Source organism: Prauserella shujinwangii (genome assembly GCF_003001955.1).
In the GTDB taxonomy this organism is placed as follows: Bacteria; Actinomycetota; Actinomycetes; order Mycobacteriales; family Pseudonocardiaceae; genus Qaidamihabitans; species Qaidamihabitans shujinwangii.
Map to the genome: position 1 here is coordinate 473340 of NZ_PVNH01000003.1, position 25478 is coordinate 498817.

At 72.8% G+C, this 25478-nt stretch carries 31 protein-coding genes and 1 tRNA gene; 10 read left to right on the forward strand and 22 right to left on the reverse strand.

Translation table 11 applies throughout. The annotated features are described in order from the left end of the window. The first annotated feature begins 26 nt into the window (after nt 1–26). The 4 genes from B0I33_RS08870 to B0I33_RS08885 all read left to right on the forward strand — a co-directional run bounded on the left by B0I33_RS08870 (nt 27) and on the right by B0I33_RS08885 (nt 4824). On the forward strand, nt 27–938 hold the full coding sequence (locus tag B0I33_RS08870) for an aldose 1-epimerase family protein (RefSeq protein ID WP_181193227.1): 912 nt from the start codon (nt 27–29) through the stop codon (nt 936–938). A 134-nt stretch (nt 939–1072) separates the two neighbouring features. Next, a complete protein-coding gene (locus B0I33_RS08875) occupies nt 1073–1363 on the forward strand; it encodes a hypothetical protein (RefSeq protein WP_106178069.1) in 291 nt (96 codons plus the stop codon). A 225-nt stretch (nt 1364–1588) separates the two neighbouring features. After that, complete coding sequence (locus tag B0I33_RS08880) at nt 1589–2725, forward strand: glycosyltransferase family 4 protein (protein WP_245900507.1); 1137 nt, start codon at nt 1589–1591, stop codon at nt 2723–2725. Continuing rightward, nucleotides 2722–4824, forward strand: coding sequence for an amylo-alpha-1,6-glucosidase (locus B0I33_RS08885; RefSeq protein ID WP_106178071.1), 2103 nt, complete (start codon nt 2722–2724; stop codon nt 4822–4824). Before B0I33_RS08880 ends, B0I33_RS08885 begins: the two co-directional genes overlap by 4 nt. Before the next feature lie 243 nt (nt 4825–5067). On the opposite strand, the gene B0I33_RS08890 is transcribed toward B0I33_RS08885, so the two are convergent. Beyond that, complete coding sequence (locus B0I33_RS08890) at nt 5068–5838, reverse strand: alpha/beta fold hydrolase (protein ID WP_106178072.1); 771 nt, start codon at nt 5836–5838, stop codon at nt 5068–5070. Between the two features lie 188 nt (nt 5839–6026). Here B0I33_RS08890 and B0I33_RS30370 point away from each other — a divergent pair, with 188 nt between their 5' ends. Then, on the forward strand, nt 6027–6341 hold the full coding sequence (locus B0I33_RS30370; protein WP_245900508.1) for a YbbN family protein: 315 nt from the start codon (nt 6027–6029) through the stop codon (nt 6339–6341). A gap of 25 nt (nt 6342–6366) precedes the next feature. On the opposite strand, the gene B0I33_RS08900 is transcribed toward B0I33_RS30370, so the two are convergent. From B0I33_RS08900 to B0I33_RS30375, 4 genes are all read right to left on the reverse strand, one after another. Further along, entirely contained in the window at nt 6367–8028 is a 1662-nt protein-coding gene (locus B0I33_RS08900; protein ID WP_106178073.1) for a catalase, read from the reverse strand. Nucleotides 8029–8147: 119 nt separating this feature from the next. After that, complete coding sequence (locus B0I33_RS08905; protein ID WP_106178276.1) at nt 8148–8645, reverse strand: bifunctional nuclease family protein; 498 nt, start codon at nt 8643–8645, stop codon at nt 8148–8150. 117 nt (nt 8646–8762) lie between these two features. After that, nucleotides 8763–8948, reverse strand: a complete 186-nt coding sequence (locus tag B0I33_RS08910) for a hypothetical protein (protein WP_106178074.1) — start codon at nt 8946–8948, stop codon at nt 8763–8765. Nucleotides 8949–8969: 21 nt separating this feature from the next. Further along, a complete protein-coding gene (locus tag B0I33_RS30375) occupies nt 8970–9293 on the reverse strand; it encodes a hypothetical protein (protein ID WP_245900509.1) in 324 nt (107 codons plus the stop codon). A gap of 41 nt (nt 9294–9334) precedes the next feature. On the opposite strand from B0I33_RS30375, the gene B0I33_RS30380 reads away from it, so the two are divergent. Continuing rightward, the gene (locus B0I33_RS30380) at nt 9335–9706 is read left to right on the forward strand and encodes a hypothetical protein (protein WP_245900510.1); all 372 of its coding nucleotides are present in this window, start codon (nt 9335–9337) and stop codon (nt 9704–9706) included. Nucleotides 9707–9840: 134 nt separating this feature from the next. On the opposite strand, the gene B0I33_RS08920 is transcribed toward B0I33_RS30380, so the two are convergent. The 4 genes from B0I33_RS08920 to B0I33_RS08935 form a co-directional block, all read right to left on the reverse strand. Further along, nucleotides 9841–9916: transfer RNA gene (locus B0I33_RS08920), tRNA-His, on the reverse strand. Between the two features lie 72 nt (nt 9917–9988). After that, nucleotides 9989–10597, reverse strand: a complete 609-nt coding sequence (gene orn, locus B0I33_RS08925) for an oligoribonuclease (RefSeq protein WP_106178075.1) — start codon at nt 10595–10597, stop codon at nt 9989–9991. A gap of 75 nt (nt 10598–10672) precedes the next feature. Next, on the reverse strand, nt 10673–11566 hold the full coding sequence (locus B0I33_RS08930) for a S1C family serine protease (protein ID WP_106178076.1): 894 nt from the start codon (nt 11564–11566) through the stop codon (nt 10673–10675). 91 nt (nt 11567–11657) lie between these two features. After that, entirely contained in the window at nt 11658–12476 is an 819-nt protein-coding gene (locus B0I33_RS08935; RefSeq protein WP_245900511.1) for a ribosomal RNA small subunit methyltransferase A, read from the reverse strand. A gap of 404 nt (nt 12477–12880) precedes the next feature. On the opposite strand from B0I33_RS08935, the gene B0I33_RS29645 reads away from it, so the two are divergent. From B0I33_RS29645 to B0I33_RS08945, 3 genes are all read left to right on the forward strand, one after another. Beyond that, nucleotides 12881–13441: a hypothetical protein gene (locus tag B0I33_RS29645; RefSeq protein WP_146147473.1), complete on the forward strand. Its 561-nt coding sequence runs from the start codon at nt 12881–12883 to the stop codon at nt 13439–13441. 73 nt (nt 13442–13514) lie between these two features. Continuing rightward, the gene (locus B0I33_RS08940) at nt 13515–14237 is read left to right on the forward strand and encodes a M50 family metallopeptidase (protein ID WP_245900512.1); all 723 of its coding nucleotides are present in this window, start codon (nt 13515–13517) and stop codon (nt 14235–14237) included. A gap of 175 nt (nt 14238–14412) precedes the next feature. Continuing rightward, nucleotides 14413–15654 carry an aldehyde dehydrogenase family protein gene (locus B0I33_RS08945; protein ID WP_245900513.1) on the forward strand — a complete coding sequence of 414 codons (1242 nt, stop codon included), beginning with the start codon at nt 14413–14415 and terminating at the stop codon, nt 15652–15654. Between the two features lie 147 nt (nt 15655–15801). Here the strand turns inward: B0I33_RS08945 and B0I33_RS08950 are convergent, their stop codons facing one another. The 3 genes from B0I33_RS08950 to B0I33_RS08960 form a co-directional block, all read right to left on the reverse strand. Beyond that, nucleotides 15802–16041 carry a hypothetical protein gene (locus B0I33_RS08950; protein WP_106178078.1) on the reverse strand — a complete coding sequence of 80 codons (240 nt, stop codon included), beginning with the start codon at nt 16039–16041 and terminating at the stop codon, nt 15802–15804. Further along, nucleotides 16038–16268, reverse strand: coding sequence for a hypothetical protein (locus B0I33_RS08955; protein WP_146147474.1), 231 nt, complete (start codon nt 16266–16268; stop codon nt 16038–16040). The genes B0I33_RS08950 and B0I33_RS08955 overlap by 4 nt, the downstream gene beginning before the upstream one ends. Before the next feature lie 405 nt (nt 16269–16673). Further along, nucleotides 16674–16940: a hypothetical protein gene (locus B0I33_RS08960; RefSeq protein ID WP_106178080.1), complete on the reverse strand. Its 267-nt coding sequence runs from the start codon at nt 16938–16940 to the stop codon at nt 16674–16676. Nucleotides 16941–17038: 98 nt separating this feature from the next. On the opposite strand from B0I33_RS08960, the gene B0I33_RS08965 reads away from it, so the two are divergent. Continuing rightward, nucleotides 17039–17800: a GntR family transcriptional regulator gene (locus B0I33_RS08965; protein ID WP_106178081.1), complete on the forward strand. Its 762-nt coding sequence runs from the start codon at nt 17039–17041 to the stop codon at nt 17798–17800. A 243-nt stretch (nt 17801–18043) separates the two neighbouring features. On the opposite strand, the gene B0I33_RS08970 is transcribed toward B0I33_RS08965, so the two are convergent. The 10 genes from B0I33_RS08970 to B0I33_RS09010 all read right to left on the reverse strand — a co-directional run bounded on the left by B0I33_RS08970 (nt 18044) and on the right by B0I33_RS09010 (nt 25366). Next, a complete protein-coding gene (locus tag B0I33_RS08970) occupies nt 18044–18271 on the reverse strand; it encodes a hypothetical protein (RefSeq protein ID WP_106178082.1) in 228 nt (75 codons plus the stop codon). 123 nt (nt 18272–18394) lie between these two features. Beyond that, entirely contained in the window at nt 18395–20407 is a 2013-nt protein-coding gene (locus B0I33_RS08975; protein WP_106178083.1) for a heavy metal translocating P-type ATPase, read from the reverse strand. Continuing rightward, nucleotides 20404–20766, reverse strand: coding sequence for an ArsR/SmtB family transcription factor (locus B0I33_RS08980; protein ID WP_106178084.1), 363 nt, complete (start codon nt 20764–20766; stop codon nt 20404–20406). Before B0I33_RS08980 ends, B0I33_RS08975 begins: the two co-directional genes overlap by 4 nt. A gap of 9 nt (nt 20767–20775) precedes the next feature. After that, entirely contained in the window at nt 20776–21315 is a 540-nt protein-coding gene (locus B0I33_RS08985) for a hypothetical protein (protein ID WP_106178085.1), read from the reverse strand. Nucleotides 21316–21390: 75 nt separating this feature from the next. Then, a complete protein-coding gene (locus B0I33_RS08990; RefSeq protein WP_106178086.1) occupies nt 21391–22038 on the reverse strand; it encodes an RDD family protein in 648 nt (215 codons plus the stop codon). Continuing rightward, nucleotides 22001–22135 carry a hypothetical protein gene (locus B0I33_RS30680; protein ID WP_281259355.1) on the reverse strand — a complete coding sequence of 45 codons (135 nt, stop codon included), beginning with the start codon at nt 22133–22135 and terminating at the stop codon, nt 22001–22003. The genes B0I33_RS08990 and B0I33_RS30680 overlap by 38 nt, the downstream gene beginning before the upstream one ends. Further along, entirely contained in the window at nt 22135–22542 is a 408-nt protein-coding gene (locus B0I33_RS08995) for a PadR family transcriptional regulator (RefSeq protein WP_181193229.1), read from the reverse strand. The genes B0I33_RS30680 and B0I33_RS08995 overlap by 1 nt, the downstream gene beginning before the upstream one ends. A gap of 91 nt (nt 22543–22633) precedes the next feature. Beyond that, on the reverse strand, nt 22634–23710 hold the full coding sequence (locus tag B0I33_RS09000; protein WP_106178088.1) for an adenylate/guanylate cyclase domain-containing protein: 1077 nt from the start codon (nt 23708–23710) through the stop codon (nt 22634–22636). A gap of 19 nt (nt 23711–23729) precedes the next feature. Beyond that, nucleotides 23730–24179 carry a universal stress protein gene (locus B0I33_RS09005; RefSeq protein ID WP_106178089.1) on the reverse strand — a complete coding sequence of 150 codons (450 nt, stop codon included), beginning with the start codon at nt 24177–24179 and terminating at the stop codon, nt 23730–23732. Between the two features lie 77 nt (nt 24180–24256). Further along, nucleotides 24257–25366: a coiled-coil domain-containing protein gene (locus B0I33_RS09010; protein ID WP_146147475.1), complete on the reverse strand. Its 1110-nt coding sequence runs from the start codon at nt 25364–25366 to the stop codon at nt 24257–24259. Nucleotides 25367–25478: the final 112 nt, after the last annotated feature.

The following is a 25478-nucleotide window of genomic DNA, read 5'->3' on the forward strand; positions in this document are numbered from 1 at the left end:
CGCGCGGGCTGAGGGAGGATGACGCCGTGTTGCCGTCGGGAGCGCAGGTCGAGCTGGAGCACGCGGGGTACCGCGCCGTCGTCACGGAGGTGGGGGCGGCGTTGCGGGTGCTGGAGCACGAGGGCAGGCCGCTGGTCCGTCCGTTCGGCGAGGACGAGCTGATGCCCGTCTACAGCGGCGCGGTGCTCGCGCCGTGGCCGAACCGGATCGGGGACGGCCGGTACCGCTACGGCGGGCGGGAGTACCAGGTGCCGCTCACCGAACCGGAGCGGTCCACCGCCCTGCACGGGCTGGTCGCGTGGCTGCCGTGGCGGCCGGTGTCGCGGTCGGCGGCGCGGGTGGACCTGGCCTGCACCCTGTGGCCGACGCCGGGCTACCCGTTCCCGCTGGGTCTCACGATGGCCTACACCCTGGATACGGACGGGCTCGAGGCGCGGCTCACCGCGGAGAACCTCGGCGGTGCGCCCGCGCCCTACGGCTGCTCCATCCACCCGTACCTGGTCGGCGGTGCGGGGCACGTCGACGACTGGACGCTCGAGCTGCCCGCCGCCCGCTACCTCGACGTGGACCCGCGGCGGCTGTTGCCTGCCGGGGAGCGCGCCGTCGAGGGCACGCCGTTCGACTTCCGGTCCGGCCGCGCACCGCGCGGCACCGAGGTGGACCACGCCTTCGGCGCGATCGGCTTCGGGCCGGACGGGGCGGCGTCGGCGGTGGTCCGCGGCGGGGACGGCCGCGGGGTGCGGATCGTGTGGGACCGCGCGTGCCCGTGGGTGCAGGTGCACACGGCCGACCGGCCCGAGCCCGAGCTGCACCGCACGGGGCTGGCCGTCGAACCGATGACGTGCCCGCCCGACGCCTTCCGGACCGGCCGCGACCTCGTGCACCTCGCCCCCGGCGCCACCCACACCGTGACCTGGCGGCTCGCGGCGGTGTCATGAGTGGCTCGTTACTGGCATTCTCGTCAGTAACGAGCCACTCATGACAGCTCCACGCGGGAGAATGGCCGCCGTGGGCGGGCAGGTGGAGATCGGGCTGCTGGGGTCGCTGCGGCTCCGGGCCGGGGCCGTTCGACGTGGTCGTGTTCTTCGACGCGTTGCACGACCTCGGCGACCCGCCCGCGGCACTGCGCAGGGCGCATGACCTGCTTACCGAAGGCGAGATCCTGGTCGCCGTCGAGCCGTGGTCGCTCGACCGGCTGGAGGACGGCATCGGCAACCCGTCGGTCCGGGTGGACTACGCGCTTTCCACGTCGCTGTGCACCCCGTGCTCGCTCGCCCAGGACGGCGGGTACGCACTCGGCACGCAGGGCGGCCCTTCGGTCCGGCTGCGGCTGCTGGCGGCGCGGGCTTCCGCGACCCGGTGATGGTGGCCGACACCGGGTATAACCTCGTGTTCGCCGCGGCCAAGTGAGCCGGCGTTACGCCGACCGGGATCTTGCCTCAGGGCCCCGATCGTGTTAGCACTCTTACTTGCCGAGTGCTAACTGAATAGTGGTCGAGGAGGCAAAGTGAGCACTGCGCACTCCCGTGCGTGTCGATCCCGTTCTCTTGCCCACAACGGCGTGCGGCAACCCGAGCACCGTCTGAGGGTGGCGCTGGTCGCCCCTCCCTACTTCGACGTGCCCCCCACCGCGTACGGCGGCGTGGAGGCCGTGGTCGCCGATCTCGCCGACGCGCTGGTCGCGCGGGGGCACTCGGTGACCCTGATCGGAGCGGGCCGTCCCGGCACAGCCGCGCGGTTCCTGCCCGTCTGGGACCGCACGGTGCCGGAACGGCTCGGTGAGCCGTACCCCGAGGTGATGCACGCCGTCCGGGCGCGCCGCGCGCTCGAACGGCTCATCGGAACCGACGGTGTGGACGTCGTGCACGACCACACCTTCGCGGGCCCGCTCAACGCGCCCGTGTTCGCGGCCGCGGGCGTGCCCACCGTGGTGACCGTCCACGGCCCCGTGGACGCCGATCTGGAGAGCTACTACCGGGAACTGGGCACGGACGTGCACCTGGTCGCCATCAGCGACCGGCAGCGCGCGCTCGCGCCCGGGCTCAACTGGACGCAGACCGTGCACAACGCCCTGCGGCTGGCGGACTGGCCGTTCCAGGAGCGCAAGGACGACTACGCCCTGTTCCTGGGCCGGTTCCACCCGGACAAGGCACCGCACCTGGCACTCGACGCCGCGCACGCCGCCGGTGTCCCGCTCGTGCTCGCGGGCAAGTGCGCCGAGCCGATCGAGAAGGAGTACTTCGAACGGGAGGTCCGCCCCCGGCTCACGGCCTCCGACCACCTCTTCGGCGTGGCGGACGCGAAGGCCAAGCGGGAGCTGCTGGCCTCCGCCCGCTGCCTGCTGTTCCCCATCCAGTGGGAGGAACCGTTCGGCATGGTGATGATCGAGGCGATGGCCTGCGGCACGCCGGTCGTCGCGCTGCGCGCGGGCGCGGTGCCCGAGGTGGTGGCCGACGGCGTCACCGGCCTCGTCCGGGACGACCCCGCCGAGCTTCCGGCCGCGCTGCACGAGGTGCGCGCCCTCGATCCGAGGGCCTGCCGGGACCACGTCGCCGCACACTTCGACGTCGACGGCCTCGGCGCGGGGTACGAGACGGCCTACCGGCGTGCCCTCGCACAGACCAGGCCCGCCCTCGACACGCTGCGCCGCGAGTACGCCGCGCTGGACTCCGCGCTCGACCGCGCCTACGAGCGCGACCGCGAGGCCACGGGAGAACCGGCATGACGTTCAACTCGGGGGAGCCGGTGCCGGTGGCGAGCGTCGGCGGCACCGTCACCCTCGTGGAGGGCAGCACGTTCTGCCTGTCCGCCGGGGACGGTGACGTGCACGAGGGCGGAGCGCACGGCCTGTTCTTCCGCGACGCCCGCCTGATCTCCCGCTGGGAGCTGCGCCTCGACGGGCAACCGCCGCAGCCGCTGGCCGTGCTGTCCCCCGAGGCGTTCGCCGCTCGTTTCGTGCTGCGCAGGCCGCCGCAGCCGGGGCACGCCGACAGCACCCTGCTGCTGGTGCGCGAGCGCCTCGTCGGGGACGGGATGCGGGAGACCATCACGCTGACCAACCTGGGCGGGGAGGCCACGGTGGCCACGCTCGCGTTGCACGTCGACGCGGACTTCTCCGGCCTGTTCGCGGTCAAGGAGGGCAGGCCGCGCCCCGGCGGCGCCGACCCGGTGGTGGCGGGCAGCGAGCTGCTGCTGCGGGACCGCGCCGACGGCACGCACGGTGTCGCCGTCGGCGCCAGCGGGGACCCCCAGGTGCGGCCCGGCACGCTGAGCTGGCACGTCGTCGTTCCCGGCGGCGGGTCCTGGAGCACCGAGATCGTCGTGCAGCCGAGCACGGGCAACCGGCGGGTGCAGCCCCAGTTCCATCGTGGACAGCAGCTGGAGCACAGTGGACCCGCTCGCAAGATCCAGGCGTGGCGGCAGGTCAGCTCGCTCGTCACCGCCGAGGACGCGGGCCTGACCCAGGTGCTGCGCCGCACCGAGAGTGACCTCGGTGCCCTGCTGATCCAGGACCCCACGAAGGCGGGCAACCCGTTCGTCGCGGCCGGTGCGCCGTGGTTCATGACGCTGTTCGGCCGGGACAGCCTGCTGACCGCGTGGATGGCGCTGCCGCTGGACGTCCGTCTCGCCCTCGGCACACTCGAGACGCTCGCGCGGTTGCAGGGCAGCAGGACCGACCCGCTGACCGAGGAGGAACCGGGGCGCATCCTGCACGAGTTGCGGCTCGGTCCGGACAGCGACGAGGTGCTCGGCGGCAACCACTACTACGGCACGGTGGACGCCACGCCGCTGTTCGTGATGCTGCTGGCCGAGTGCTGGCGGTGGGGAGCCGACGAGACGGGCGTGCGCGCGCTGCTGCCCGCCGCCGACGCGGCGCTGGCCTGGATCGAGCGCCACGGCGACCGCGACGGTGACGGTTTCGTGGAGTACCGGCGCGCCACCGACCGGGGACTGCTCAACCAGGGCTGGAAGGACAGCTTCGACGGCGTCAACGACGCGGCGGGCAGGCTCGCGACCCCGCCGGTCGCGCTGTGCGAGGTGCAGGGCTACACCTACGCCGCGTGGCTGGCGCGCGCGGAGCTGGCCGAGTCGTTCGGCGACCCGGGCACGGCGGAGGACTGCCGTGCCCGCGCCGAGCGGCTGCGGCAGCGCTTCGCCGAGGCGTTCTGGCTGCCGGACCGAGGTTGGTACGCCGTGGCGCTGGACCACCGCAAGCAGCCGGTGGACGCGCTCACCAGCAACGCCGCGCACGCGCTGTGGTCGGGTATCGCGCTCGACGAACACGCCGCGGTGCTCGTCGAGCGGCTGGCCTCGGCGGAGATGAACAGCGGGTTCGGGCTGCGCACGCTGTCCACCGGGATGGCCGCGTACAACCCGATGAGCTACCACAACGGTTCGGTCTGGCCGCACGACACCGCGATCGCGGTGGCGGGGCTGCTGCGCTACCGCCACCTGCCCGGCGCGGTCGAGCTCGCGCAGGACCTGGCGGGCGGCCTGCTCGACGCGGCGGAGGCGTTCGGCGGGCGGCTGCCCGAGCTGTTCTGTGGCTTCGCGCGCGCCGACTTCGGCTCCCCGGTGCCGTATCCGACGTCGTGCTCGCCACAGGCGTGGGCCAGTGCGGCGCCGCTGCTGCTGGTGCGCGCGTTCCTCGGCCTGGAACCGCACGTCCCGCGCCGGACGCTGACCGTGACCCCGCGCCTGCCCGAGCGCTGGGGCAAGCTCACCCTCACGGATTTGCGACTCGGCCCGGCGACGGTCCGGGTCGAGGCCGAGCGGGAGAGCGGGAAGGTGCACGATCTGCCCGACGGCTGGACGCTGGCCTGACCCCCGGCGGTCAGGCCGTCAGGCCGTGGTGCGGGCCGCGACGTGCTCCAGGGAGCGGGTGGCGCGCCCCTGGCTGACCCTCGCGGGAGCCGCGGACAGCCACCACACCCTGGACCTGCTGCCCGCGTCACGCGCTTCGCGCGCGCCGAAGCTGCTCTTGGGGCGTGTGGACGACGGTTTCCAGCCGGTGCGCCACGCCGTGCGGTTCGCCGCCGGGATCCCCCGGCGCGCTGGGCGGCTTCCTCACCCGCTGAAGAAGTCGGCCAGCACCGCGGCGAGCGCCGCCGGGTCGGCCACATGGCCCTGCCCGCTCAGGGTGAGCCTGCGGGCGTGCGGCACACCGGCGGTGATGGCGTCCGCCGCGCGCTCGAAGAAATCCTCCGATCCGCCGGTGACCACGAGCACCGGTTGGCCGACGTTCGCGAGGCGGCCCGCGGGCGGCCTGCCGTCGCCGAGGCAGGCGGCGTCGTAGGCCAGCGTGGGTGCGAGGCGTTCCAGGTGCGGCCACACCGGTGAACTCCTGGCCGCCGCGATGTGCTCTCCCGCTCCGGCCAGCCGCATGAACAGCTCGACCGCGGTGGCGCGCTCGCCGTCGGCGAGCGCGTCGGCCAGCTCACCGGTGTACTCACGCCAGCGTCGTAGGTCCTCGGGGAGCACGGCGTACGGCACCTCGTATACCGCGACCCGGTCGATGGCGAGCCCGGCGGCCGCGGCCTCCAGCGCCAGCGCGCCACCCGACGACGCGCCGAACAGCCGCACCGGCTCCCCTGCCTCGGCGATCAGTGCGTCGAGGTCGTCGATCTCCCTGGCCACCGCGTAGGGCAGGGTGTCGCCGCTGGCTCCGCGGCCACGCCGCGCGTAGTTGTCAACGGTGAACCGGCCGGCCAGCTCCCTGGCCAGCGGCGCGTTCTCCGCGCCGTCGTCGAGCCCGCCGCCGACCAGGACGACCGGTGCGCCGGCGCCCTGCCGTTCGTAGCTGATCGCCGTTCCGTCCTTGGACCTCACCTGACGCATACCGTCCTCCTCGACGCACGTTGTCATCGAGAAGGCGCGAGACGCGCGGGCGTCCCGCTGGATCCGATCTGGCATCCCGCGAGTCCCCCGCTCAGGGCCGAGAGTGCTGCGTTCCGGACTCGCGGGAACGCGGTGACCGGGCCGTCTGGTGAGGGTCGCTCGCCCGGCGTTGCGGCACCACCATCCGCGTGCTGCGGTGCTACGAGACACCGAGACTGCTGTCCGCGCGTCGTGCCTACGACGAGGATGACCTGCGGCTCGAGGTCTACGAGCGCGGGATCGCCGAGGGCCACCCGACTCGTCGCACGCGTCCGCCACGGCCGAGACCGGGCTCGTCCGCACGGTCGACACCGACTCCTTGCCCGCTCACCACCCTGCCGTACCAGGTCGCTGCCCTGCCGACGCTGCTGCTGTTCCGCGGTGGCGAGCCGATCGCGCCGACCGTCGGCGCCCGGTCGAAGGCCAGGCTGCTCGCGGAGCTGGACGAGGCGCTGCTCCGCTGACCGCCGGGGCCGACAGTCAGCTGGATCAGGCGCGGGCGGCCTCGGCGCGCTCGTCGGGCACACAGTGCGTCATGCGCAGCCCCCGCACGTCCCGGGAACCGTTGCGCCCCAGGTTCTCCAGCCGTTTGCGGTCCTCCTCGGTGAGGTCCTGGCTCGCGAGCGGCCGCAGGTGCGCCACCTCGTCGGCGGAGATGCCGAGGCCGTCCCCGACCCGCCTGCCGAGCTCGTCCTCGGCGAGGAGGAAGTGCCACACCATGCGTTCCTGGATCGCCCGGTCGCACTGGGACAGCTGGTCGACGAGGTTGTGGACCAGGTCGTCCTGCTCCCAGCCCTCCATCAGCAGGAACCGCTGGCCAGCCTGGACGTAGTCGTTGGTGCGCGGGAGGCGCTTGCGGGTCAGCCTGCCCTCGATGACGGGTCCCTGCTCGTCGTGCGTGGGGTACTGGGCTTCGCGCAAACCGCCGGTGATCGACGGTTCGTAGTTGACGTGCGGATTCGCGCCGCCCCGGTCGATCTGATATGTCATCTGCCCGTCACGCTGGTTGGTGTGCGGCTGGCCGTTCTTCGGCTGGTTCACGGGCAGCTGCAGGTAGTTGGGGCCGACCCGGTAACGCTGGGTGTCGCTGTAGGAGAAGGTGCGGCCGACGAGCATCTTGTCGTCGGAGAAGTCGAGCCCGTCCACCAGGACGCCGGTGCCGAACGCGATCTGCTCGTTCTCCGCGAAGAAGTCGTCCACCGTGCGGTCGAGCACCATGCGGCCCACCGGCTTCGGCGGGAAGTCGTTCTCCGGCCACACCTTGGTGTCGTCGAGCGGGTCGAAGTCGAGCTCGGCGTGTTCCGCGTCGGACATGATCTGCACGAGCAGTTCCCACTCCGGGTGGTCGCCGCGTTCGATGGACTCGTACAGGTCCCTGGTGGCGTGCCCGAGCTCGTGCGCCTGGATCGCGGCGGCGTCGGCCTCGGTCATGCTGCGCACACCGGCCCTGGGCATCCAGTGGTACTTGACGAGCACGGTCTCGCCCACCTCGTTGACCCACTTGTAGGTGTTGACGCCGAAGCCCTGCATGTGCCGGTAGTCGGCGGGGATACCGCGCGGGCTGAACAGGTTGACGAGCATGTGCATGGCCTCTGGCGTCTGCGACATGAAGTCGAAGATGCGGTTCGGCTCCTGCCGGAAGGTGACCGGGTCGGGCTTGAGCGCATGGATGACGTCCGGGAACTTGATGGCGTCCCGGATGAAGAACACGGCGAGGTTGTTGCCCACGAGGTCCCAGTTGCCGTCCTCGGTGTAGAACTTCACCGCGAAGCCGCGGGGATCACGCGCGCACTCGGACGAGTCCCTGCCGCCGATGACCGTGGAGAAGCGCACGGCGACGTCGGTTCGTTTGCCCTTCTCCTGGAACAGTTTCGCCCTGGTGTAGCGGCTGATGGGCTCGTCGCCCCACGAGCCGTACGCCTCGAACCAGCCGAAGGCGGTGGTGCCCCTGGCGTGCACCACCCGCTCCGGGATGCGCTCCCGGTCGAAATGGCTGATCTTCTCCAGGAACTGGTAGTTCTCCAGGGTCGCCGGGCCCCGTACGCCCACCGTCCGCTGGTTCTGGTTGTCGTAGACCGGGTGCCCCTGCCGGTTGGTCAGCACGGGGCGGTCGTCCCCGGGTTCCGGTCCCTTGCCCGACACGTCCGTCATAGCGCTGGTGTGTCCTTCCTCCACCGGAAACTGCACGAGCCTGCGTCGGCAGATACCCGCTACACCCGAGGAGTAACCCGCTCGGTGCGCCGATCCGGATGGATCCGCGCCGTGGCCGGTCAGTCGGGCCGGTCGCCGAAGTCCTCGGGCTTGACGTCGTCGAGCGCCGCGCGGAAGTCGGCGATCTGCTGTTCGGCGTCGGCCGGGTCGGGCTCTCCCGCGAACTGGATCTCGGCCGCCGCCGCGTCGAGCACGTCCTCGTCCACCTCCAGCGTGGCGCCCGCGCGGACGGCGATGGCCACCGCGTCACTCGGCCGCGCGGAAACCCGCGTGTCGTCGTCGAAGACCAGGTCGGCGAGGAAGATGCCCTCCTCGAGCGCGGTCACCTCGACCCGCTCGACCCGGCGCCCGAGCGCCTCGACGACGTGTCCGATCAGCTCGATGGTGTCCGGCCGGACGTGCTCGACCTCCTGGTAGGCCGCGATCAGGGCGCCGGCTTCCGGTGCCCCGATCGAGATGGGCAGCCAGCGCTGCTCTCCGACGGTCTCCTGGAGAAGCATCACCGGTGTCTCGTCCGGTGGCAGGAGGGCCACCCCGTGCACGCGCACTGGAATCACGGCACTCACCCCGTTCTCGTGTTCGTCCTCGCCAGAGCACGTACCCACACACCGAACTCACCACTCTGACATATCGGCGTGTCCTCCGCCCAGGGCCGGGCGACGTGGTGGGCAGACCTAGGCCGGAGCCGTCCGTCTGCCCTGTTCCAGCGCGTTGAGCGCACGGATGAATCCGTCGAACAGGTCGCGCAGTGCCACCAGCAGGGTCAGTGCCTCACCGAGGGCGTCGCCGAGGGCCTTGAGCAGCCTGGCGACCCCGCTTCGCCGGGGTTCTGGCTGATCATCACCGTGTCTCCAGGTCACGAAGGTCGAGTCGCGCCGACCCTAGTCCCTCGGCCCGCTCCGCCACCGGAGAATGCGCCGATTCAGCAGCGCGACGACCGCCTCGGCGTCCGGGACGGGCAGCATACACTCGCCGGAGTCGGAGCCGAGCGTGACCGCCGGTCCCGGCCTGGCGTACACGAGCGCGTTGTCGGACAGCCGCAGCCAGGGCACGTCGCCCCCGGCGTCCGGCAACAGGGTGGCCCTGGCGCCGTGCAACCGGGCGAACGGCACCTCGGCGTACGCGGTGGGGCCGCCCCGGCCCCGGTGCCTGCGCGCCGACCACACGACCCGGTCGGGCGCGATGTGCACGGCGCCGGACAGCATGCCGGTGCCGGTGATCCGGCCGGAACGCGACCGTGAACGGGGTGGCGCCCAGCTCGGGCACCGAAGGGGACAGCAGCGCGCGGTTGGCGCGATGGGCGGTCACCAGCCCGAGCACCAGCAGCACCACCTGCACCAGGAAGAGCAGGCTCGCACCGGTCGACGCGGCGGCGGCACCGCTGTTGAGCGCCATGCCGAGCGCGGGAATGCCCCCGAGCAGCAGCTGGCCGCCACCCGTCAGGAAGGCGGCCGGGCCCCACCGTGGCGGCTCGGCGATCAGCGAACGCAGCCGCCCGGCCACGATCGCGGTGAGCAGGAGGGACCGGGCCCGCGTCCACCGTGGCTGGAGCACCCACGCGGCCTGGGCATCGGCGGTGCCGGGCAGCGTGACGGGGACGAGCACGGCAGGACAGTAGCAGCGGAGCGGAATGTCGTGCCCCGTGGCGGGCGGTGTTCGGCCGGCCACGGAAGCTGTGTGAAATCGAGGCGTAGCCGACATCACGCCACAGGGGCAAGCCCTCTGCCGCAAGCCTTCGACGTGCGAAAACTGTGGGGTGAGTGACGGGACTTGAACCCGCGGCCCCCTGGACCACAACCAGGTGCTCTACCGACTGAGCTACACCCACCGCGTCGGACACCCTCACGGTTGTCCGCTGCCAGATCATCGTAGCGTGCCGCCCCGGCGGCCCCGCACCGGGTTACCGGTCGCCCCCGCGCAGCACCTCGTCGGCCGCCGCCCTGGCCTGCTCGGTGCTGGGGCCGGGCTGCGGCACGAACGCCGTCCGCCGGTAGTACCGCAGCTCGCCGATCGACTCCCGGATGTCCGCCAGCGCCCGGTGGGCGAGCCCCTTCTCCGGCTTGGCGTAGTAGATGCGGGGGTACCAGCGGCGGACCAGTTCCTTGATCGAGGACACGTCCACCATGCGGTAGTGCAGGTGGGCGTCGAGCGTGGGCATGTCGCGGGCGATGAACCCCCGGTCCGTGCCGATGGAGTTGCCCGCCAGCGGCGCGGTCTGCGGATCGGGGACGTGCTCGCGGACGTAGTCGAGGACTTCCCGTTCCGCCTCCTCGAGCGTGACGGTGGACCGGCGGACCTCCTCGGTCAGCCCGGACCGCGCGTGCATCTCCCGCACGACGTCCGGCATGTTCGCCAGGGCCTCGTCGCCCGCGTGGATCACCACGTCGCGGCCTTCCCCGAGCACGTTGAGCTCGGCGTCGGTCACCAGCACGGCGATCTCGATGAGCGAGTCCTTGGCGAGGTCGAGCCCCGTCATCTCACAATCGATCCAGACAAGACGATCGGTCACCCGGCAAACCCTAACGCGCCCGGCCCCGCCGCCGTCGCACGACGTGCGGAGCCGGGCACGAGCCCCTCGGACGGGTCACGACCGGGCCTCGATGGCGGCCACGATCGCCTTCGCGTCGTTGATCGGGATGGCGAAGCCGATGCCGACGTTGCCCGAATCCGAACCGGACGGCGAGTAGATCGCGGAGTTGATGCCGATCACCGCACCCGCCCTGTTCACCAGCGGGCCGCCCGAGTTGCCGTGGTTGATCGCCGCGTCCGTCTGGATCGCCGTGTAGCCCGGTCCGGCCGACGCGTCACTCGACACGGGGCGGCCGAACGGGGACGGCTGTTCGTCCTGCCTGCCGATCTCGGACAGCGTGCGGCCGACCGCGCTGACGATGCCCGAGGTGACGGTGTTCTGCAGGCCGCCGGGCGAGCCGACGGCGACGACCTGCTCACCCACCCGCACCGAGGAGGAGTCGCCGAGCCTCGCCGGGGCGAGCCCGCTCGCGTCCCTGGCCTGCAGCACGGCGATGTCCGCCGTGGCGTCGGCGCCGAGCACGGCGGCCTGGTACCGCGTTCCGTCGGAGAGCGTGATCGTCACGTCACCGGTGGCGCCGTCGATGACGTGGGCGTTGGTGAGGATCCTGCCGTCCTCGGTGAGGACGACGCCGGACCCGATCGCCTCGCCCTGCGCGGTGCGCACGTTCACCTGAACCACGCTGGGCAGCACCTGCTCGGCCACGGTGCCGACGTCGGTGCTCGTGGACGCCGCCCTGGCCGTGGCGGATCCGATCGCGACGGTCGAGTCGCCGGTCCGGTCCACGGAGGTGACGAGCGCCGCTCCGCTCGCGCCACCGGCCAGTGCGGCGACGACGGCGGCCGCGGAGGCCAGCACCACGACCCGGCGGGGCCTGCGTGGCGGCGCCTGCCCTGCCGGGTCGGCGGCCGGTGGCTGTTGCTCCCGTGTGTACTCGTCGCTGTCCATGCCCCTACGGTCGTCCGGTTCCGTGAGAGCCTGAGTGTGGGCGGGGACGTTGCTGAGAACCGCCCCGGACCCCCGCCGGTGCGGATTCCGCTCAGCGGGGCGGGGGAGGGAACCACAGCCCCCGGTCGCTCGCCAGCGTGGTGGCGAGCGACGCCCAGCGGGGCGGCGGCACGTCGCCCGCGGGCTGGGCGGGATCGATGCCGTGCTCAGCCAGCAGCCGGTGCCTGCCGCGGCCGGTGCGCGGAACGACCCTGCGGGCGGGGGTGCGCGGGGCGCCGTAGGCTGCTCCCAGCAGTGTCCACAGTGCAGCCTGAGCCCCGCGTCCCAGGCCGGGACGCCGCCGTGCCACCAGGTGTGCGGAGTCCACTGAGGGCACCGGCCGGAAATGCCGTGCGGGTATCCGGTGTACGAGTTCGAGGTCGAACCGGGCGGCCCACCACGCGAGTTCCCTGGTGCGGGGCACCTCGGCGGTCAGCCGCTTGGCGAAGCCCCATTCGACGATGAGCGCCGCTCGCCGGAGCCGGGACGACGCGGGCGTCAGCAGGCGGCGCAGCAGGGTGCTGGAGATCGCGTACGGGATGCTCGCCGCCACCAGGAACGGTTCCCGCGGCAGGGGAGTCGTCCGGGCGTCGTCCACCCGGATCCGGACGCCGGGCTCGTCGGCGACGCGTTCCCGCAGGCGCCGGGCGAATCCGGCATCGCGTTCGATGGCGAGCACCCGGGCTCCGGTGCGGGCGAGCGGAGTGGTGATGGCGCCGAGCCCGGCGCCGAACTCGACGACGAGGTCGCCGGGGCAGGGCGCGCACGAGCGGATCAACCGCTCGGCGACGTGCGGGTTGGCCAGCAGGTGGATCCCGGGCCGGTGCGTGGGCAGGTCTTCGTGGGCAGGGCGTCGCCTGCGCTGGGGCATGGGGTCGCTCCGTCATGATCGGCGGTGAGCGCGCCGTGGGGCGCGCGCGGACGTCATGACGCAGCGGCCGGAGCCGGCCGGTTCGGATCAGCGGTTCCGCGAGGCGGAGAAGGGTACGAACAGCCACCGCCCGGCGACGGCGGGGCGGTGTGTGCTGGAGCCTGGTGGCCGCTGCGTCAGGCGCGCTGCGGCCGGAGCCGAGCGGTCGCCACGCAGCAGCGGTGCAAAGTTCCCACAACTGCACGCTAGCAAGGCCCGCAACCGGTTTCTCCGGCGCGAGAGTGACCTTTCCCCTCGGATTCCGGTGTGCACGGATCCACTCGCACCGCGACACGTTTCCCGTTGTCGGTGCCGCGCCCTACCTTCGCCGATGCCCGGCCACCACCCGACGAGAGGACCCCACCGTGACCACGACCGCCCTGAGCCCGACCACCGTCCGGATCGCCGTCCGGCGTGACTTCGCGCTCTCCGCCGCAGCCCGCTTCCCGGAGGGCCGCACACCCGCGGCGTGGCCCGATGCCGCCGCGGAGCCCGGGACATGGCGGCTGGCGTTTCCCGTCGTAGGCTCGTGGCGGCACGCGGCGTGCTCGTCCGGCGGCGAGCACCCGGCTTCGTCGTCGCCGAGGTGGACGCGCCGTCCGGCGCGCGGCTTCGGCGAGATCGGCAGGGCGGACCCGGTGGTGGGTGAACTCCAGGAGCGCTGCCCCGGGCTGCGGCCGGTTCTCGGCGGAGCTCGTCGTCGTGCGCGGAGCGAGTCATCCCGACGTGCTCCCCCGGGCCCGAACCGCGGTTGCACGCCGGGCTGGCGCGGAACCACCGGGGTCGATCCCGGCGACGTCGGCACCCTGGCCCGCGTCGCCGACCGCCGGCGGCCGTACCGCAGCTGGGCGGCGCTGCAGTTGCCCGCGTCCCGGGAGGACCGGATCCGTCGCGGAGGGGAGTGCGGCCGAAACCGCGCATCGTAGCGCGGCACACCGGAGTGGTCGTCCGGAAAGGGGGTCACGATGATCAGACAACCGGTGTGATGAGGTCTGGCGCGTGGGATGGTCCGGTGATGACAGCGGTATCTGGCGACTGTTCGACCTCCAGCCCGGCGCGGCGGGCACCATCGTGGTGGTGGCGGGGGTCGGGGCACTGGCCGCCGTGCTCCTGGCCTCGCCGTGGCGGATCGCCCGGAACGTGGTGACCATCGTCCACGAGGCGGGTCACGCGATCGTCGCGCTGCTGGTGGGACGACGGCTGCGGGGAATCCGGCTGCACTCCGACACGTCCGGCGTCACGGTTTCCCGCGGCAAGCCAGAGGGCCCGGGAATGGTGCTGACCACACTGGCCGGCTATCCGGCGCCCGCGCTGCTGGGTCTGCTGTTCGCGGGCCTGGTCTCGGCCGACCGGATGCCGGTGGTGCTCACGATCGCGGGCGCGCTGCTGCTCGGTGTGCTCGTGATGGTGCGCAACGCCTACGGCGTCTTCGCCGTGCTGCTGTCGGCCGCGGTGCTGTTCGTGGTGGCCTTCGTCGCCGAGGCCGTGCCGCAGGCGGTGTTCGTGTACCTGATGACGTGGTTTCTCCTGTTCGGCGGCGTGCGCCCGGTGTTCGAGCTGCAGGCCAAACGGCGGCGGGGCGTGGCCCGGGACTCGGACGCGGACCAGCTCGCGCGGCTGACCGGCCTGCCTGCCGTCCTCTGGGTACTGGTGCTCGCGGTGCTCACGGTCAGCTGCCTGGTCGTGGGCGGGATGCTGCTGATCGAGCCCGCCGTGCGCTGAGCCGCCCCGCCCAGCGCGAGTCCCGCACTCGGGTGCGCGAGTGCTGCGCTCAGGTCCGCGAATGCTGCGCTCGGGCGCGCGGGTCCGCGGACCGGACCGGCTCCGCGTCCGCCGGACGTCGTGCGGCACACTGGTGACCAGCGAATCCGGTGTTGGTCTGCGAGAGGACAGTGCGGTGGCGGACGTGGTGGCGAAGGCGGTCGAGGAGTGCGCGCGGGCGGCGAAGCGGGCCGCGCCGTCGCTGGCCACGGCGACCGATGCGTCGATCGACGCCGCCCTGACGGCGATGGCCGACCGCCTGCTTGCCCAGCGTGACGCGGTGCTCGCGGCGAACGAGGAGGACGTCGCCAGGTCCCGTGCGGACGGGATGAGCGCGGGCCTGCTCGACCGGCTGACCATCACCGAGGAGCGGCTCACCGGCATGGCCGAACAGCTCCGGTTGCTCGCCGGCTCGCCGCACCCGGAGCGGTCGATCCCGGTTTCCACTCTCGACGGTGGGCTGCGGCTGGTGGAGCGCAGGCGTCCCGTCGGGGTGATCGGCGCCAACTACGAGGCGCGGCCGAACGTGACGGTCGACGTCGCCTCGCAGCTGGTGAAGTCGCGCAACGCGGGAGTGCTGCGCACGGGCTCGGCGGCGCTCGGGTCGGCGCAGCGGCTGCTGGAGACGGTCATCGCCCCGGCCCTGGCTGACGCGGGTATCGACGCCGACGTGGTGCAACTCGTCCCGCGGGTCGAGCGGGAGGCGGCCGCGGCGCTGGTGCGCCTGCCCGACCTGGTGCCGCTGGTGATCCTGCGGGGCAGCGGTGAGAGCACGCGGGCGCTCGCCATGGAGGCCGCCACGCACGGCGTGCGCACGCTGGCCCATGCCGACGGTGGTGGCGTGCTCTACGTCGACGAGGCCGCCGATCCCGACAAGGTCCGCTCGCTGGTGCTTGCCAGCCTCGACCGGCTGGGCGTGTGCAACCGGCTGAACCTGCTGCTGATCCATTCCGCCGTGCACGATGCGGTGTGGCCAGGCGTCTCCGAGGCACTGGCCGAGCGTGGCGTGCGGGCCTCGCTGCCGCCGCACGAGCACCCGATCGGCTACGAGTGGGCACTCGACTCCGACCGGGAGGCCACGGTGACGGTCGCGCAGGTCGGCGACCTCGACGAGGCCGTGCGGATCGCCAACGAGCACACCTCCGGTCTCGCCGCGGGCATCGCCACCGAGAGCGCCGGTGCCGCGGAGTCGTTCTTCGACGCCTACCAGGGCACCGGCGTGTTCTGGAACGCCCCCACCCGCCTGCTCGACGGCTTCAAGCTGCTCGGCGTCCCGGAGACCGGCATCAACCTCGACAAGGTCCCCGGCCCGCGTGGCCCGGTCACCTACACGGACCTCTACGTCCGCCAGTACGCGGTGCTGCCCGAGGGGCGATGACCTGGGAGACAGGGATCAGGCGGGCACGGGTTTCCGCGGCCGTACCCACGCGACGACAGCGACAACCAATCGGGCTGCGGATGCGGGTGTCCTAACGGGCAGCGGCCCCGCCCCCGTCCGGAGGCGGGGCCGTCGTGCTCCGGTGGGTTAGCGGCGAGTGATCTCGATCGTGGTGCCCGGCTCGCGGGTGGTGACCTGCTCTTCCGCGTCGTGGTTCTCTCCCTTGGCCGGGGAGGTGCGGACGATCCGCAGCCGCAGCTCGGCGTCGTCACTGCCGCCCTTGACAGCGAGGTCGGTGATGCCGTCGTCCACCTGGTACCGCTCGACCTCGACGCCGCGCTCGCGCAGCTGCTCGGCGAGCCAGTCCTTGAACCGCTCGACCCTCATACGAGTGCCTCCTTCGGCAGCTCGAACGGTGTCGTGGTCCGCACCCGGCTGCCGCGCACGTCGCGGATCATGATCACCGCCGAGGCACCGGACGCGAAGTGCACCACCACCCGCGTGTGGTCGGTGGGATCCTCCTCGGTCGGCACCACCTCGACCCGGGTGATCTCCGGATGGTCCGATTCGGTGATCACCTGCAGGATCAACTCGTCCAGCTCGCGCAGCTTCACGGCCGCCATGCTAGCGGCCGTCATCGTGGTTGGACCGACTGACCGGTGCCCGGGCATGTCCCCTGCTCCCCGGGAGCCCGATGGGGCGGCACCGAGGATCCGGGGGGACTGGACACGACCAGGTCACACACGGGGCATCGTCCGTCGCTCGACATGCTGGTTCCCTTCTGCTCGACCATCTCACCGTGCGGCTGTGCCGCTTGCCGCCGCACCTTCGTCTGTTTTCACAGGCTGCGGACCCTCCGGAGCACGCCCGCGGCCACGCCGGTTCCTGTTCCGGCCACCGCGTCCGCACGGCCGTGCCGGGCTCGTCGAGGTCCCGTGCCGGACACCGGTCCTGCCATGGGCAGCCGCTCGGTGGGTTCGAGGCGACCGCGACCGCTGCGCCGCCGGTCCGTCACACGCTCACGTCTCGCAGAAGACGTAGCCGCGTTCGCGCAGGATGTGCTCGGCCTGCCGCAGGCCCATCCGGCCGCACAGCACCTCGCGGTGCAGTTCGGGGGACCTGGCCCGCAGGAGGTGCCACACCTCCTCTCGCCACGCGTCGACGGCCTCGCCGTTGACGCCTCGGTGCTCGCGGGCGATGCCGACGGCGCGGCGCCAGTCGAGCCTCATTCCTTGCCTGCCCGGGTCGGCCGGGCCGACATCGCCGAGTTCCTTGAGCCGAGCCATCGCTGCCTCATGACTGGATAAGATGTAATGACAAGTTCCAACCCTGGCATGCGGCGGGTAAGTGGTCAAGACGAGTTGTCGTCTGGGAGGATCGGCCGATGGTGGACAAGACGAGCGGGGTGCCCGCATTCCGGCAAGTCGCCGCGGACCTGCGAGGGCGGATCGTCTCAGGCGAATACGCACCGGGCGATCGCCTGCCCAGCGAGCGGGAACTGGTCGAGCACTACCATGTCTCGCGGCCCACGATCCGCGACGCGGTCAACCTGTTGCGCTCCGAGGGGGTCGTGGTCGCGGAGCACGGCAAGGGTGTGTTCGTCCGTCCGCCGAACACCATCCACCGCCTCGCCCGCTCCCGGCTTTCCCGAGCAGCCCGGGCCGAGAACAAGGGCGCGTTTCTTGCCGACGCCGCGGCCAAGGGCTTCACGCCCTCCTCGTCGGTCAAGGTCCGATTCGAGGCCGCCGACGAGCGAGTCGCCGAATACCTGCGGATCGAGCCTGGTGCCGAGGTCACCGTCCGCGACCGCGTCATGCGCGCCAACGGCCTTGTCGTCCAGCTCGCCGTGTCCCGGCTGCCGCGCGAACTCACTCGCGGGACCCCGAGCGAGGAGGTCGACACCGGTTCCGGTGGCGTCTACGCGCGCCTGGAGGAGGCCGGCCACGTCATCGGCCATTATGCGGAGCATGTCGGCGCCCGCATGCCAACACCCGAGGAGACTTCCGCGCTGCAGCTCGGCCAGGGCACGCCGGTCATCACTGTGACCCGCGTCGCCTACCGGGACGATGGCACACCGCTGGAGATGAACGACATGGTGCTCCCCGCGGACCGCTACGAGCTGTCCTACGAGTGGGCGGCTGAGTAATCGATGAGCCGGGTCGTGCCGAGACGGCCCGCTCGCGGCATCCGGTGCGCTGGTACCAGGACGGCGCGTAGGCGGGACCGGACGACTGCGAGCTGCGATCGCATCTCGTCGAGCCGACCGGCCGCGTGACCGGCGCGCGACGGACAGCCTGGCCGGTTTCGCCCGGTGGGCAGGCATCGAGCTGTGATCGCCGGGTGCGGGTGAGCGTCGTGCCGCCGGGTCGCTAGGAGCAGCCGAGTCCGGTCACGCGTCGTCGAGGGTGTAGCCGCGTTCGCGCAGGATGTGCTCGGCCTGCCGCAGGCCCATCCGGCCGCACAGCACCTCGCGGTGCAGTTCGGGGGATCTGGCCCGCATCAGCCGCCACACCTCCTCTCGCCACGCGTCGACGGCCTCGCCGTTGATTCCCCGGTGTTCGCTGCAGATCCCGACGGCGCGACGCCAGTCGAGGCGTTTTCGTGCCTCCCTTGCCACACGCTTCCCTCCTCGTGGTCGGTGACCGAACCGTGCAGTCGGAGGCGGATACCCGGGGAAGGCGGTCCGAATCACGCTCGCGGCCGCGGTTTCGGGCCCCCGCCGCGGCGTCGGCAGGGCCGGTCAGCGGTCGCGGGCCGCGAGGGTCCGCCGCTCGGCGGGCTCGGTGCCGGGTGCGCAGCAGGCACACGCGGGTGCGTCCGCCGTCACCGGGCTCGCCTGCGCCGCGCCCGGCAGCGCGCGCAGCCGCCCGGCACGCACGCCGTTGCCGATGACGAGGACCTCCGCGAGCTCGTGGATGAACACGACGGTGGCCAGCCCGAGAACGCCGAGTGCGGCCAGCGGGACGAGGGCCAGCACGATCGCGGCGGACAGCCCGATGTTCTGCAGCATGATCGCGCGGGCCCGGCGGGTGTGGGCCAGCGCCTGGGGCAGGTGCCGCAGGTCGGTGCCCAGTAGCGCGACGTCCGCGGTCTCCACGGCCACATCGGTGCCCATGGCCCCCATGGCGATGCCGACGTCGGCGGTGGCCAGGGCGGGTGCGTCGTTCACGCCGTCGCCGACCATGGCGACCGTGCCGCGCCTGCCGCGCAGGCGTTCGACCAGGGTGGCCTTGTCCTGCGGCCGCAGCTCGGCGTGGACCTCGCTGATGCCCGCCTCGGCGGCGAGCGCGGTGGCCGTGCGGGTGTTGTCGCCGGTGAGCATGGCGACCCGCACGCCGTCACGGGTGAGGGCGCGGACGGTCTCCACCGCTTCGGGACGCAGGTCGTCGCGGATACCGAGGACGCCGAGCACCCGGTGGCCGTGTTCGACGACGGCGACCGTGGCTCCCGCGTCCTGCAGGCGGGCGACCGCCCCGTCGAGCGGCCCCGGCGGGATCCAGCCGGGCTTGCCGAGCCGGGCGGCCGTTCCGTCGACGGTGCCCTCCAGCCCGGCGCCGGGCACGGTGGCGACGTCGTGTGCGGGTGCGGGGTCGGGCGCGGCGGCGAGGATGGCCGCGGCGAGCGGGTGTTCGCTGCGGGACTCCAGCGCGGCGGCCACGGCCAGCACCTGGCCGGTCTCCGCGCCGTCGGCGGGCACGACCTCGACCACGGTGGGCGCGTTGCGCGTGAGGGTGCCGGTCTTGTCCAGCGCCACGGTGCGCACGGCCCCCAGCGTCTCCAGCGCGGCCCCGCCCTTGACGAGGACCCCCAGCCGGGTGGCGGCGCCGACCGCGGCGATGACGGTGACCGGCACGGAGATCGCCAGCGCGCAGGGCGCGGCGGCGACGAGCACGACCAGGGAGCGTTCGAGCCAGGTCGCCGGGTCGCCGAGCAGCGCGCCGAGGCCGGCGACGAACGCGGCGAGCACCATGACGCCCGGCACCAGCGGCCGTGAGATGCGGTCGGCGAGGCGCTGCCGTGCGCCCTTGCGCCGCTGGGCGTCCTCGACCGTCCGCACGACCTTGGCCAGTGAGTTGTCGGCGACCGTCGCGGTGGCCTCGACGGTGAGCACGCCGGTGCCGTTGATCGAGCCGGCGAACACCTCGGCTCCCGGCCCGGTCTCGACCGGCATCGACTCGCCGGTGATCGCGGAGGTGTCCACAGCGGACCGGCCCTCGACCACGATCCCGTCACTGGCCACCCGTTCCCCGGCTCGCACCAGCATCCGGTCACCGACCCGCAGCTCCCCGGGGGAGACGACGGTCTCCCGGCCGTCCCGCAGGACGGTGACCCGCTCCGGCACGAGCGCGAGCAGCGCGCGCAGACCGCGCCGGGTGCGGGCCAGCGAGTAGTCCTCCAGCGCCTCGCTGATGGAGAACAGGAACGCCAGCATCGCGGCCTCGGCCACCTGGCCCAGCACCAGCGCGCCGACGAGGGCGATCGTCATGAGGGTGCTGACACCGATCCGGCGCCGCCACAGCGCGCGCAGCGTGCCGGGCACGAACGTCACACCACCCGCCAGCGCGGCCAGGGCGTGCAGCACCAGCCCGGCGGTCGGCGCCCCCAGCCAGTCCGCGCCGAACCCGGCTCCGGCCAGGAGCCCGGACAGCGCCGCGAGGCGCAGCTCGCGGACCTGCCACAGGCGCCGGGGCCGCTCGTCGTGCTCGTCCTCGTGCGTCGCCGTGGCCCCGGTGTCGCAGCAGTCCGCGCTCATACCGGATCCGCCTCCACGGCGGGCGCCGCGATCGCCGTCAGCAGCCGCAGGCCGGGCTGCGCGAGCCGGTACATCACCAGCTTGCCGTCCCGGCGCGAGCTGACCAGGCCCGCCGTGCGCAGCTGCCGCAGGTGGTGCGACACCAGCCCCTGCGACGAGCCGACGATCCACGCCAGGTCGCACACGCACAGCTCGTCGCCGGTGTGCAGCGCGTGGGCGATCCGCAACCGGGTCGGGTCGCCCAGCGCTCGCATGAGCATGGCCCGCTGTTCGAGTTCCGACGACCCGGGCAGCGCCGTGCGCAGTTCCTCGGCGTGGTCGAGGTCGATACACAGCAGTTCGCACCGGTCGTCGCTCATATCGTCAAACTAACGCACGTAGATATGTTCGGGCAATGGTCCGTCGGCCGTGCGGCGCGGCGATACCCGCCCTCTGCTCAGCCGGTGCCGCCGATCAGCAGCGGCGCGTTCGACAGCGCGTGCGCCGCCCAGTCCCGACCCCGGGATGTGGCTGCCGACGAACACCAGGTACGACTCCAGATGCGCGAGCTGGACCAGCGACAGACTCGCCAGCAGGCGCGCCGTCTGCGTGTCCGGCTCGCCGCCGGTGGCGAGCCGGTACACACCGAACGAGACCGGCATCGCCAGACCGGCCACGAGCAGCGCACGGCTGAGATCGTGGGCTCGTGGCCGCGCGATCCCCACCGACGACAGCGGTCTGCGCTCGACGCCCACCACGAAACCGAGCAGCAGGGCCGCGGCCAGCCAGCGCAGGAGCATCGTCGCGACGAAACGCGCCGCCACGTCGTCGCCTGCGGGGTGGAGCAGGCCGAGGCCGCGCAGGCCCGCGACGATCGGGCCCACCGCGGGCTGCCCGAACGTGGGCAGGAACCACAGCGTCACGCCCACGCCGAGCGCTGCGCGTGGCGGGATCCGCAACCGGCCACGCCCCGGCGTCCGCGCGCAACGCCTGCGCTTTCCCCGTCAGGTGGTGGGCGGACGTACCCGCGCGGCCTCGTTCACCGCCGGCCGCGCCGGGTCGGCGACCACCACCTTCGTCCCGGCCAGCAGGTCGGCCACCCGCCGCCGCTGCCCCCACAGCACCGGCAGCCAGTCGAGCCAGGCGAGGGGCCCGGCCAGGAAGCTCAGCCGCCGCGCGATCGCCACCGGCACCGGGACCCGGAGCCCGGTCTCGGTCACCACGCGCAGGCCGCGCAGGCGCTTGGCGGGTGTCGTGCCCGACCACGCCTCCAGCAGGCCCAGCCCGACGATCGACCACGCCAGCGCGAGCGGTACCCCGACGAGGTACAGCGGTCCGCTCATCGGCGCGCAGCGCAGCGGGGACAGCGAGACGCAGACGTCGCCGAACGCGGACACCACCGGCGGGAACGTCAGCCAGAACCCGCCTCCGCCGGCCGCGGCCCGGACCACCTCCGACACCAGCAGCGCCAGGGTCAGGCCGGCCAGCGGCAGGTTGTCCAGCGCCGCGGCCGCCAGCCGCGTGCCGACCGGGGCGGGCGCGGCCGACCGGACCGGGGTGAACGTCGCGGCCGCCGCCTCCGGCGAGCCCAGGCGCCGCAGGGCGTCGGCCAGCTCACCCGCGTCCGCGGCGTCCGACAGGTGTGCCGCCAGCTCCGCCCTTGGCCCGCGCCCGCTCGGCGGCGGATCCGGTCAGCCTCCGCTCGAAGGTCCGCAGGAACTCCTCGATGGCCCGCTCGTCCTCGGTCATCAGTCCACCCCGTCCAGGGTGTCCAGCAATGTCCGCATCCCCGCGACCAACGCGGTCCACTCGCCGCGCAGCAGGGCGAGGTGCGTCCGGCCGTCCGGCGTGAGGGAGTAGTACTTCCGGGGCCGCGCCCTGCCCTCGGCCTCCCAGCTCGCGGTGATGTGCCCGGCGTCCTCGAGCCGGTGCAGCAGGGGATAGAGGGTGCCTTCCTTAACTTCGAGCAAGCCGCCGCCGGTCTCGCGCAGCAGCTTCAGCAGCTCGTAGCCGTACCGCCTGCGGGTGCTCAGCACCGAGAGGACGGCCAGCTCGGCCGTGCCCCTCGCCAGTTCCCTGCGCAGCCGGTCGAGCGCGGGCGCTCCGGTCGCGGCCGCGCGCTCGTCCACCCCGCCGGAAGGGGACCGATTCGGCATGGAACGCATCGTATGGCCCGATGCCTTGTCTCACAAGGCATCAAGCGGCGCGAGGCATCGAGGCAGGGGACGGCGGAGAGGGACCCGGCGCTCAGTCGATCTCCGGCCGCGCGGGGGAGGCTCCCCGCGCGGCCGGATCCAGGCCGAGGAACTCGGCCGCGAACTGCGGCCTGCCGGCGGATCGCCTGCCGGGCCGGCGGTCGCGCGCCCGGCGCAGTGCGGCGGGCCGGAGCCGGTGGTAACCGCGTACCGACACCGGGCGCCGGTGCCGCAGCTCGTAGGCGGGCTCGCCGGTCAGAGCCGCCGCCAGCTCCCGGTCGACCAGCACGGTGCCCGGCCGGGCCAGCGACGTGAGCCTGCTCGCCAGGTTGACCACCGACCCGTACACGTCGCCGAAGCGGTTGAGGATGCGACCGGCGGCCATCCCGGCGCGCACGGCGGGGAGGCCCGCGTCGGCGTCGGCGCGTTCGGCGAGCGTCAGCGCGATCTCGGCCGCCTCCACCGCCGAGTCGGTCACGAACAGCACCTCGTCGCCGATCATCTTCACCACCCGGCCGTGGTGTTCGGCGATGACGTCCGTGGCCACCGTCTCGAACCGGTCGAGCACGTCGCCGAGCGCGGCCTCGTCGATCCGCCGCGTCATGCGGGTGTAGCCGACCATGTCGACGAACCCGACCACCTCGGTGCGCGTCTCGAGCGGCTCGTCGGGGGAGGCGAGCGCCCGGCCCGCGTAGGCGGCGAGATGCCGCCGCCAGACGAAGTTCTGCACCCGCTCCAGCTCGGGCAGCAGCGTGTCGACCAGCCTGGCGATCCGCTCCTCGTCGGCGGCCAGCTCGGGGTTGTCCTGGATGAGCTCCCACAGCAGGTGGACCTGCCACTCGGCGAGCCGGGACAGGTGCAGGCCCACGGCCCTGGCCACGGACGCCTCGATCCTGCGGTCGATCAGGCCCGCCGCCACGAGGCTGTCGGTCACCCGCATGGCCTCGACGTCGGCGTCGGTGAACACGACCTGGTCGTCGGCCGCCGTGGCGAAGCCGAGCGCCCGCCACAGCCGCCGCGACCGCTCCTCCGGAACGCCGGCCTCGGCCGCCACCTGCAGCCTCGTGTACTTGCGGCGGCCACCCAGCAGGACGCGTTCCAGCCGTCGCTGCAGATCCTCGTCGGCCATGGGCGGTGTGTGCGCGGACCTACGTGGTGTGCACGATGAGCACGTCGACGCCGGACTTGCGGGCGACCTCGGAAGGCACCGAGCCGAGGATCCGGCCGGCCAGCGTGTTCAGCCCCCGGTTGCCGACGACGAGCAGGTCGGCCGACCGGTCCCGCACGACCTGGCGCAGCGAGTCCACCGGCTCGCCCAGGACCGGCACCGTGTCGATCTTGGCGGCACCCGCCTTCGCGGCCCGGTCACGCGCGGTCCGCAGCGTGTCCTCGGCCGGTGCCGAGCCGACCACCTGGTAGGCCTCGTCGCCCAGCACGTCCTGGGCCTGTTCGACATCGTGCTTGCTCGCCGGGAAGTACGCGCAGACGATCACCAGCGTGGCGTCCGCGTCGGCCGCCACGGCGGCGGCCCGGTCCACTGCGGCGAACGACGAGTCCGAACCATCGGTCCCCACGACCACGGTCCCGTATGCGGCCATCCGGATCCTCCAGCAAGGTGCTCGGGCAGGTGTAGACGCCGACAGTAGCGGGCCGGACGGCCGAGCGCAGCCCTAACCTACTCGCGAGTCGGTTTTGTTCCGGCGGCGGCCTTCGCCCGCTCACTCCGCGTCTCCTCGGTGGCGGACTCGTTCTCCGGCCACGCGACAGCGCTCTCGTCGCCCTCGTCGTCGCCGTTCTCGTCCTCCAGGACCGAGGTGGCCTCGGCGAGCATGGTGCGGGCCGCGTGCACCTGGTCGGCGATCTGCGAGCGCAGCTTGCGCAGCTCCTGCACCCTGGCGGTGGCGTCGTCGACCATGCGCTTGGCCTTCTCGGTGGCCTCGCGCACCCGCCGGTTCGCCTCGTCCGAGGCCTCGGCGACCCGCGCGTTGGCCTCGCTGATCGAGTTCTGCTTGCGCCGGTTGGCGTCCTCGACCGACTCGCGGTGCCGGCGCTCGATGTCGGCCTTGGCCTTCTCCTGCTCGTCCTTGACCTCGGCCCGGATCGACGCGGCCTCCTCACTGGCCTCGCGCACGCGCCGCTCGGCCTCGGCCTTGCTCGCCGCCTCCTGCTCGGCCAGCGCGCGCATCGCCTCGTTGCGGCGCGTGGCCATCGCGATCTCGAAGTCCTCCTCGATCTTCGTGCGGCGCTGCTCCGACTCCTCGTCCAGCCGCCGGCGTTCCTGCTCGGCCTTGCTGGTGATCTCCTCGGCCTCGGCCCGCGCGTCCGCCAGGACCTTGCGGTGCTCGGCCTCCATCTCCTTGCGCCGCTCGGCGAGTTCGGTCAGCAGCTGCTCGTAGCGCGCCCGCATGGCGCTCGCGTCCGACTCGGCCTTGGCCCTGATGTGCCCGGCCTCGGCCTCGGCCCGCGCCTTGGTGTCGCTTGCCTCGTCCTGGGCCAGCCGCAACATGCGCTGCAGGCGCTCGGAAAGGCCCTCTATGGTCGTCGGTGGCTGCGCGAGACGTTCGACCTGCCCGCGCAGGTCGTCGATCTCGATGCGCGCCGACTCCAGCTGCCTTGCCAGGTCGCCTGCCTGCTCGATCGCGGCGTCCCGATCGGACATGAGCATCTTGAGATCGGCGTCCAGCCGTTCCAGATGGTCGTCGACCTGCGCCCGGTTGTAGCCACGCTTCTCGAAGTCGAAGCCGGCTCCCAGCGGCACGAGCTCCCGTTCCTCGCCAAGGCTCATGCACCCACCCTAACGGGCGTCCACCCGCCGAGCCCGCCTTGGATCCCGGTACGCGCCGAACGCCTCGTGCGTGCTCTCAGTGGTTCTCACCACGTTCTCCACGCACGAGTGC

Bases quoted from the DNA above. Each gene is read 5' to 3' on its own strand.
- B0I33_RS08885 (WP_106178071.1), top strand. From the start codon at position 2,722: ATGACGTTCAACTCGGGGGAGCCGGTGCCGGTGGCGAGCGTCGGCGGC.
- B0I33_RS08995 (WP_181193229.1), bottom strand. From the start codon at position 22,542: ATGCCGAATCGGTCCCCTTCCGGCGGGGTGGACGAGCGCGCGGCCGCG.
- B0I33_RS08890 (WP_106178072.1), bottom strand. From the start codon at position 5,838: ATGCGTCAGGTGAGGTCCAAGGACGGAACGGCGATCAGCTACGAACGG.
- B0I33_RS08935 (WP_245900511.1), bottom strand. From the start codon at position 12,476: ATGCCCCAGCGCAGGCGACGCCCTGCCCACGAAGACCTGCCCACGCAC.
- B0I33_RS30680 (WP_281259355.1), bottom strand. From the start codon at position 22,135: ATGACCGAGGACGAGCGGGCCATCGAGGAGTTCCTGCGGACCTTCGAG.
- B0I33_RS30375 (WP_245900509.1), bottom strand. From the start codon at position 9,293: ATGCTGTCCGGCGCCGTGCACATCGCGCCCGACCGGGTCGTGTGGTCG.
- B0I33_RS08980 (WP_106178084.1), bottom strand. From the start codon at position 20,766: ATGAGCGACGACCGGTGCGAACTGCTGTGTATCGACCTCGACCACGCC.
- B0I33_RS08975 (WP_106178083.1), bottom strand. From the start codon at position 20,407: ATGAGCGCGGACTGCTGCGACACCGGGGCCACGGCGACGCACGAGGAC.
- B0I33_RS08950 (WP_106178078.1), bottom strand. From the start codon at position 16,041: ATGAGGGTCGAGCGGTTCAAGGACTGGCTCGCCGAGCAGCTGCGCGAG.
- B0I33_RS08965 (WP_106178081.1), top strand. From the start codon at position 17,039: ATGGTGGACAAGACGAGCGGGGTGCCCGCATTCCGGCAAGTCGCCGCG.
- B0I33_RS09005 (WP_106178089.1), bottom strand. From the start codon at position 24,179: ATGGCCGCATACGGGACCGTGGTCGTGGGGACCGATGGTTCGGACTCG.
- B0I33_RS08900 (WP_106178073.1), bottom strand. From the start codon at position 8,028: ATGACGGACGTGTCGGGCAAGGGACCGGAACCCGGGGACGACCGCCCC.
- B0I33_RS08960 (WP_106178080.1), bottom strand. From the start codon at position 16,940: ATGGCTCGGCTCAAGGAACTCGGCGATGTCGGCCCGGCCGACCCGGGC.
- B0I33_RS08930 (WP_106178076.1), bottom strand. From the start codon at position 11,566: ATGGACAGCGACGAGTACACACGGGAGCAACAGCCACCGGCCGCCGAC.
- B0I33_RS09000 (WP_106178088.1), bottom strand. From the start codon at position 23,710: ATGGCCGACGAGGATCTGCAGCGACGGCTGGAACGCGTCCTGCTGGGT.
- B0I33_RS09010 (WP_146147475.1), bottom strand. From the start codon at position 25,366: ATGAGCCTTGGCGAGGAACGGGAGCTCGTGCCGCTGGGAGCCGGCTTC.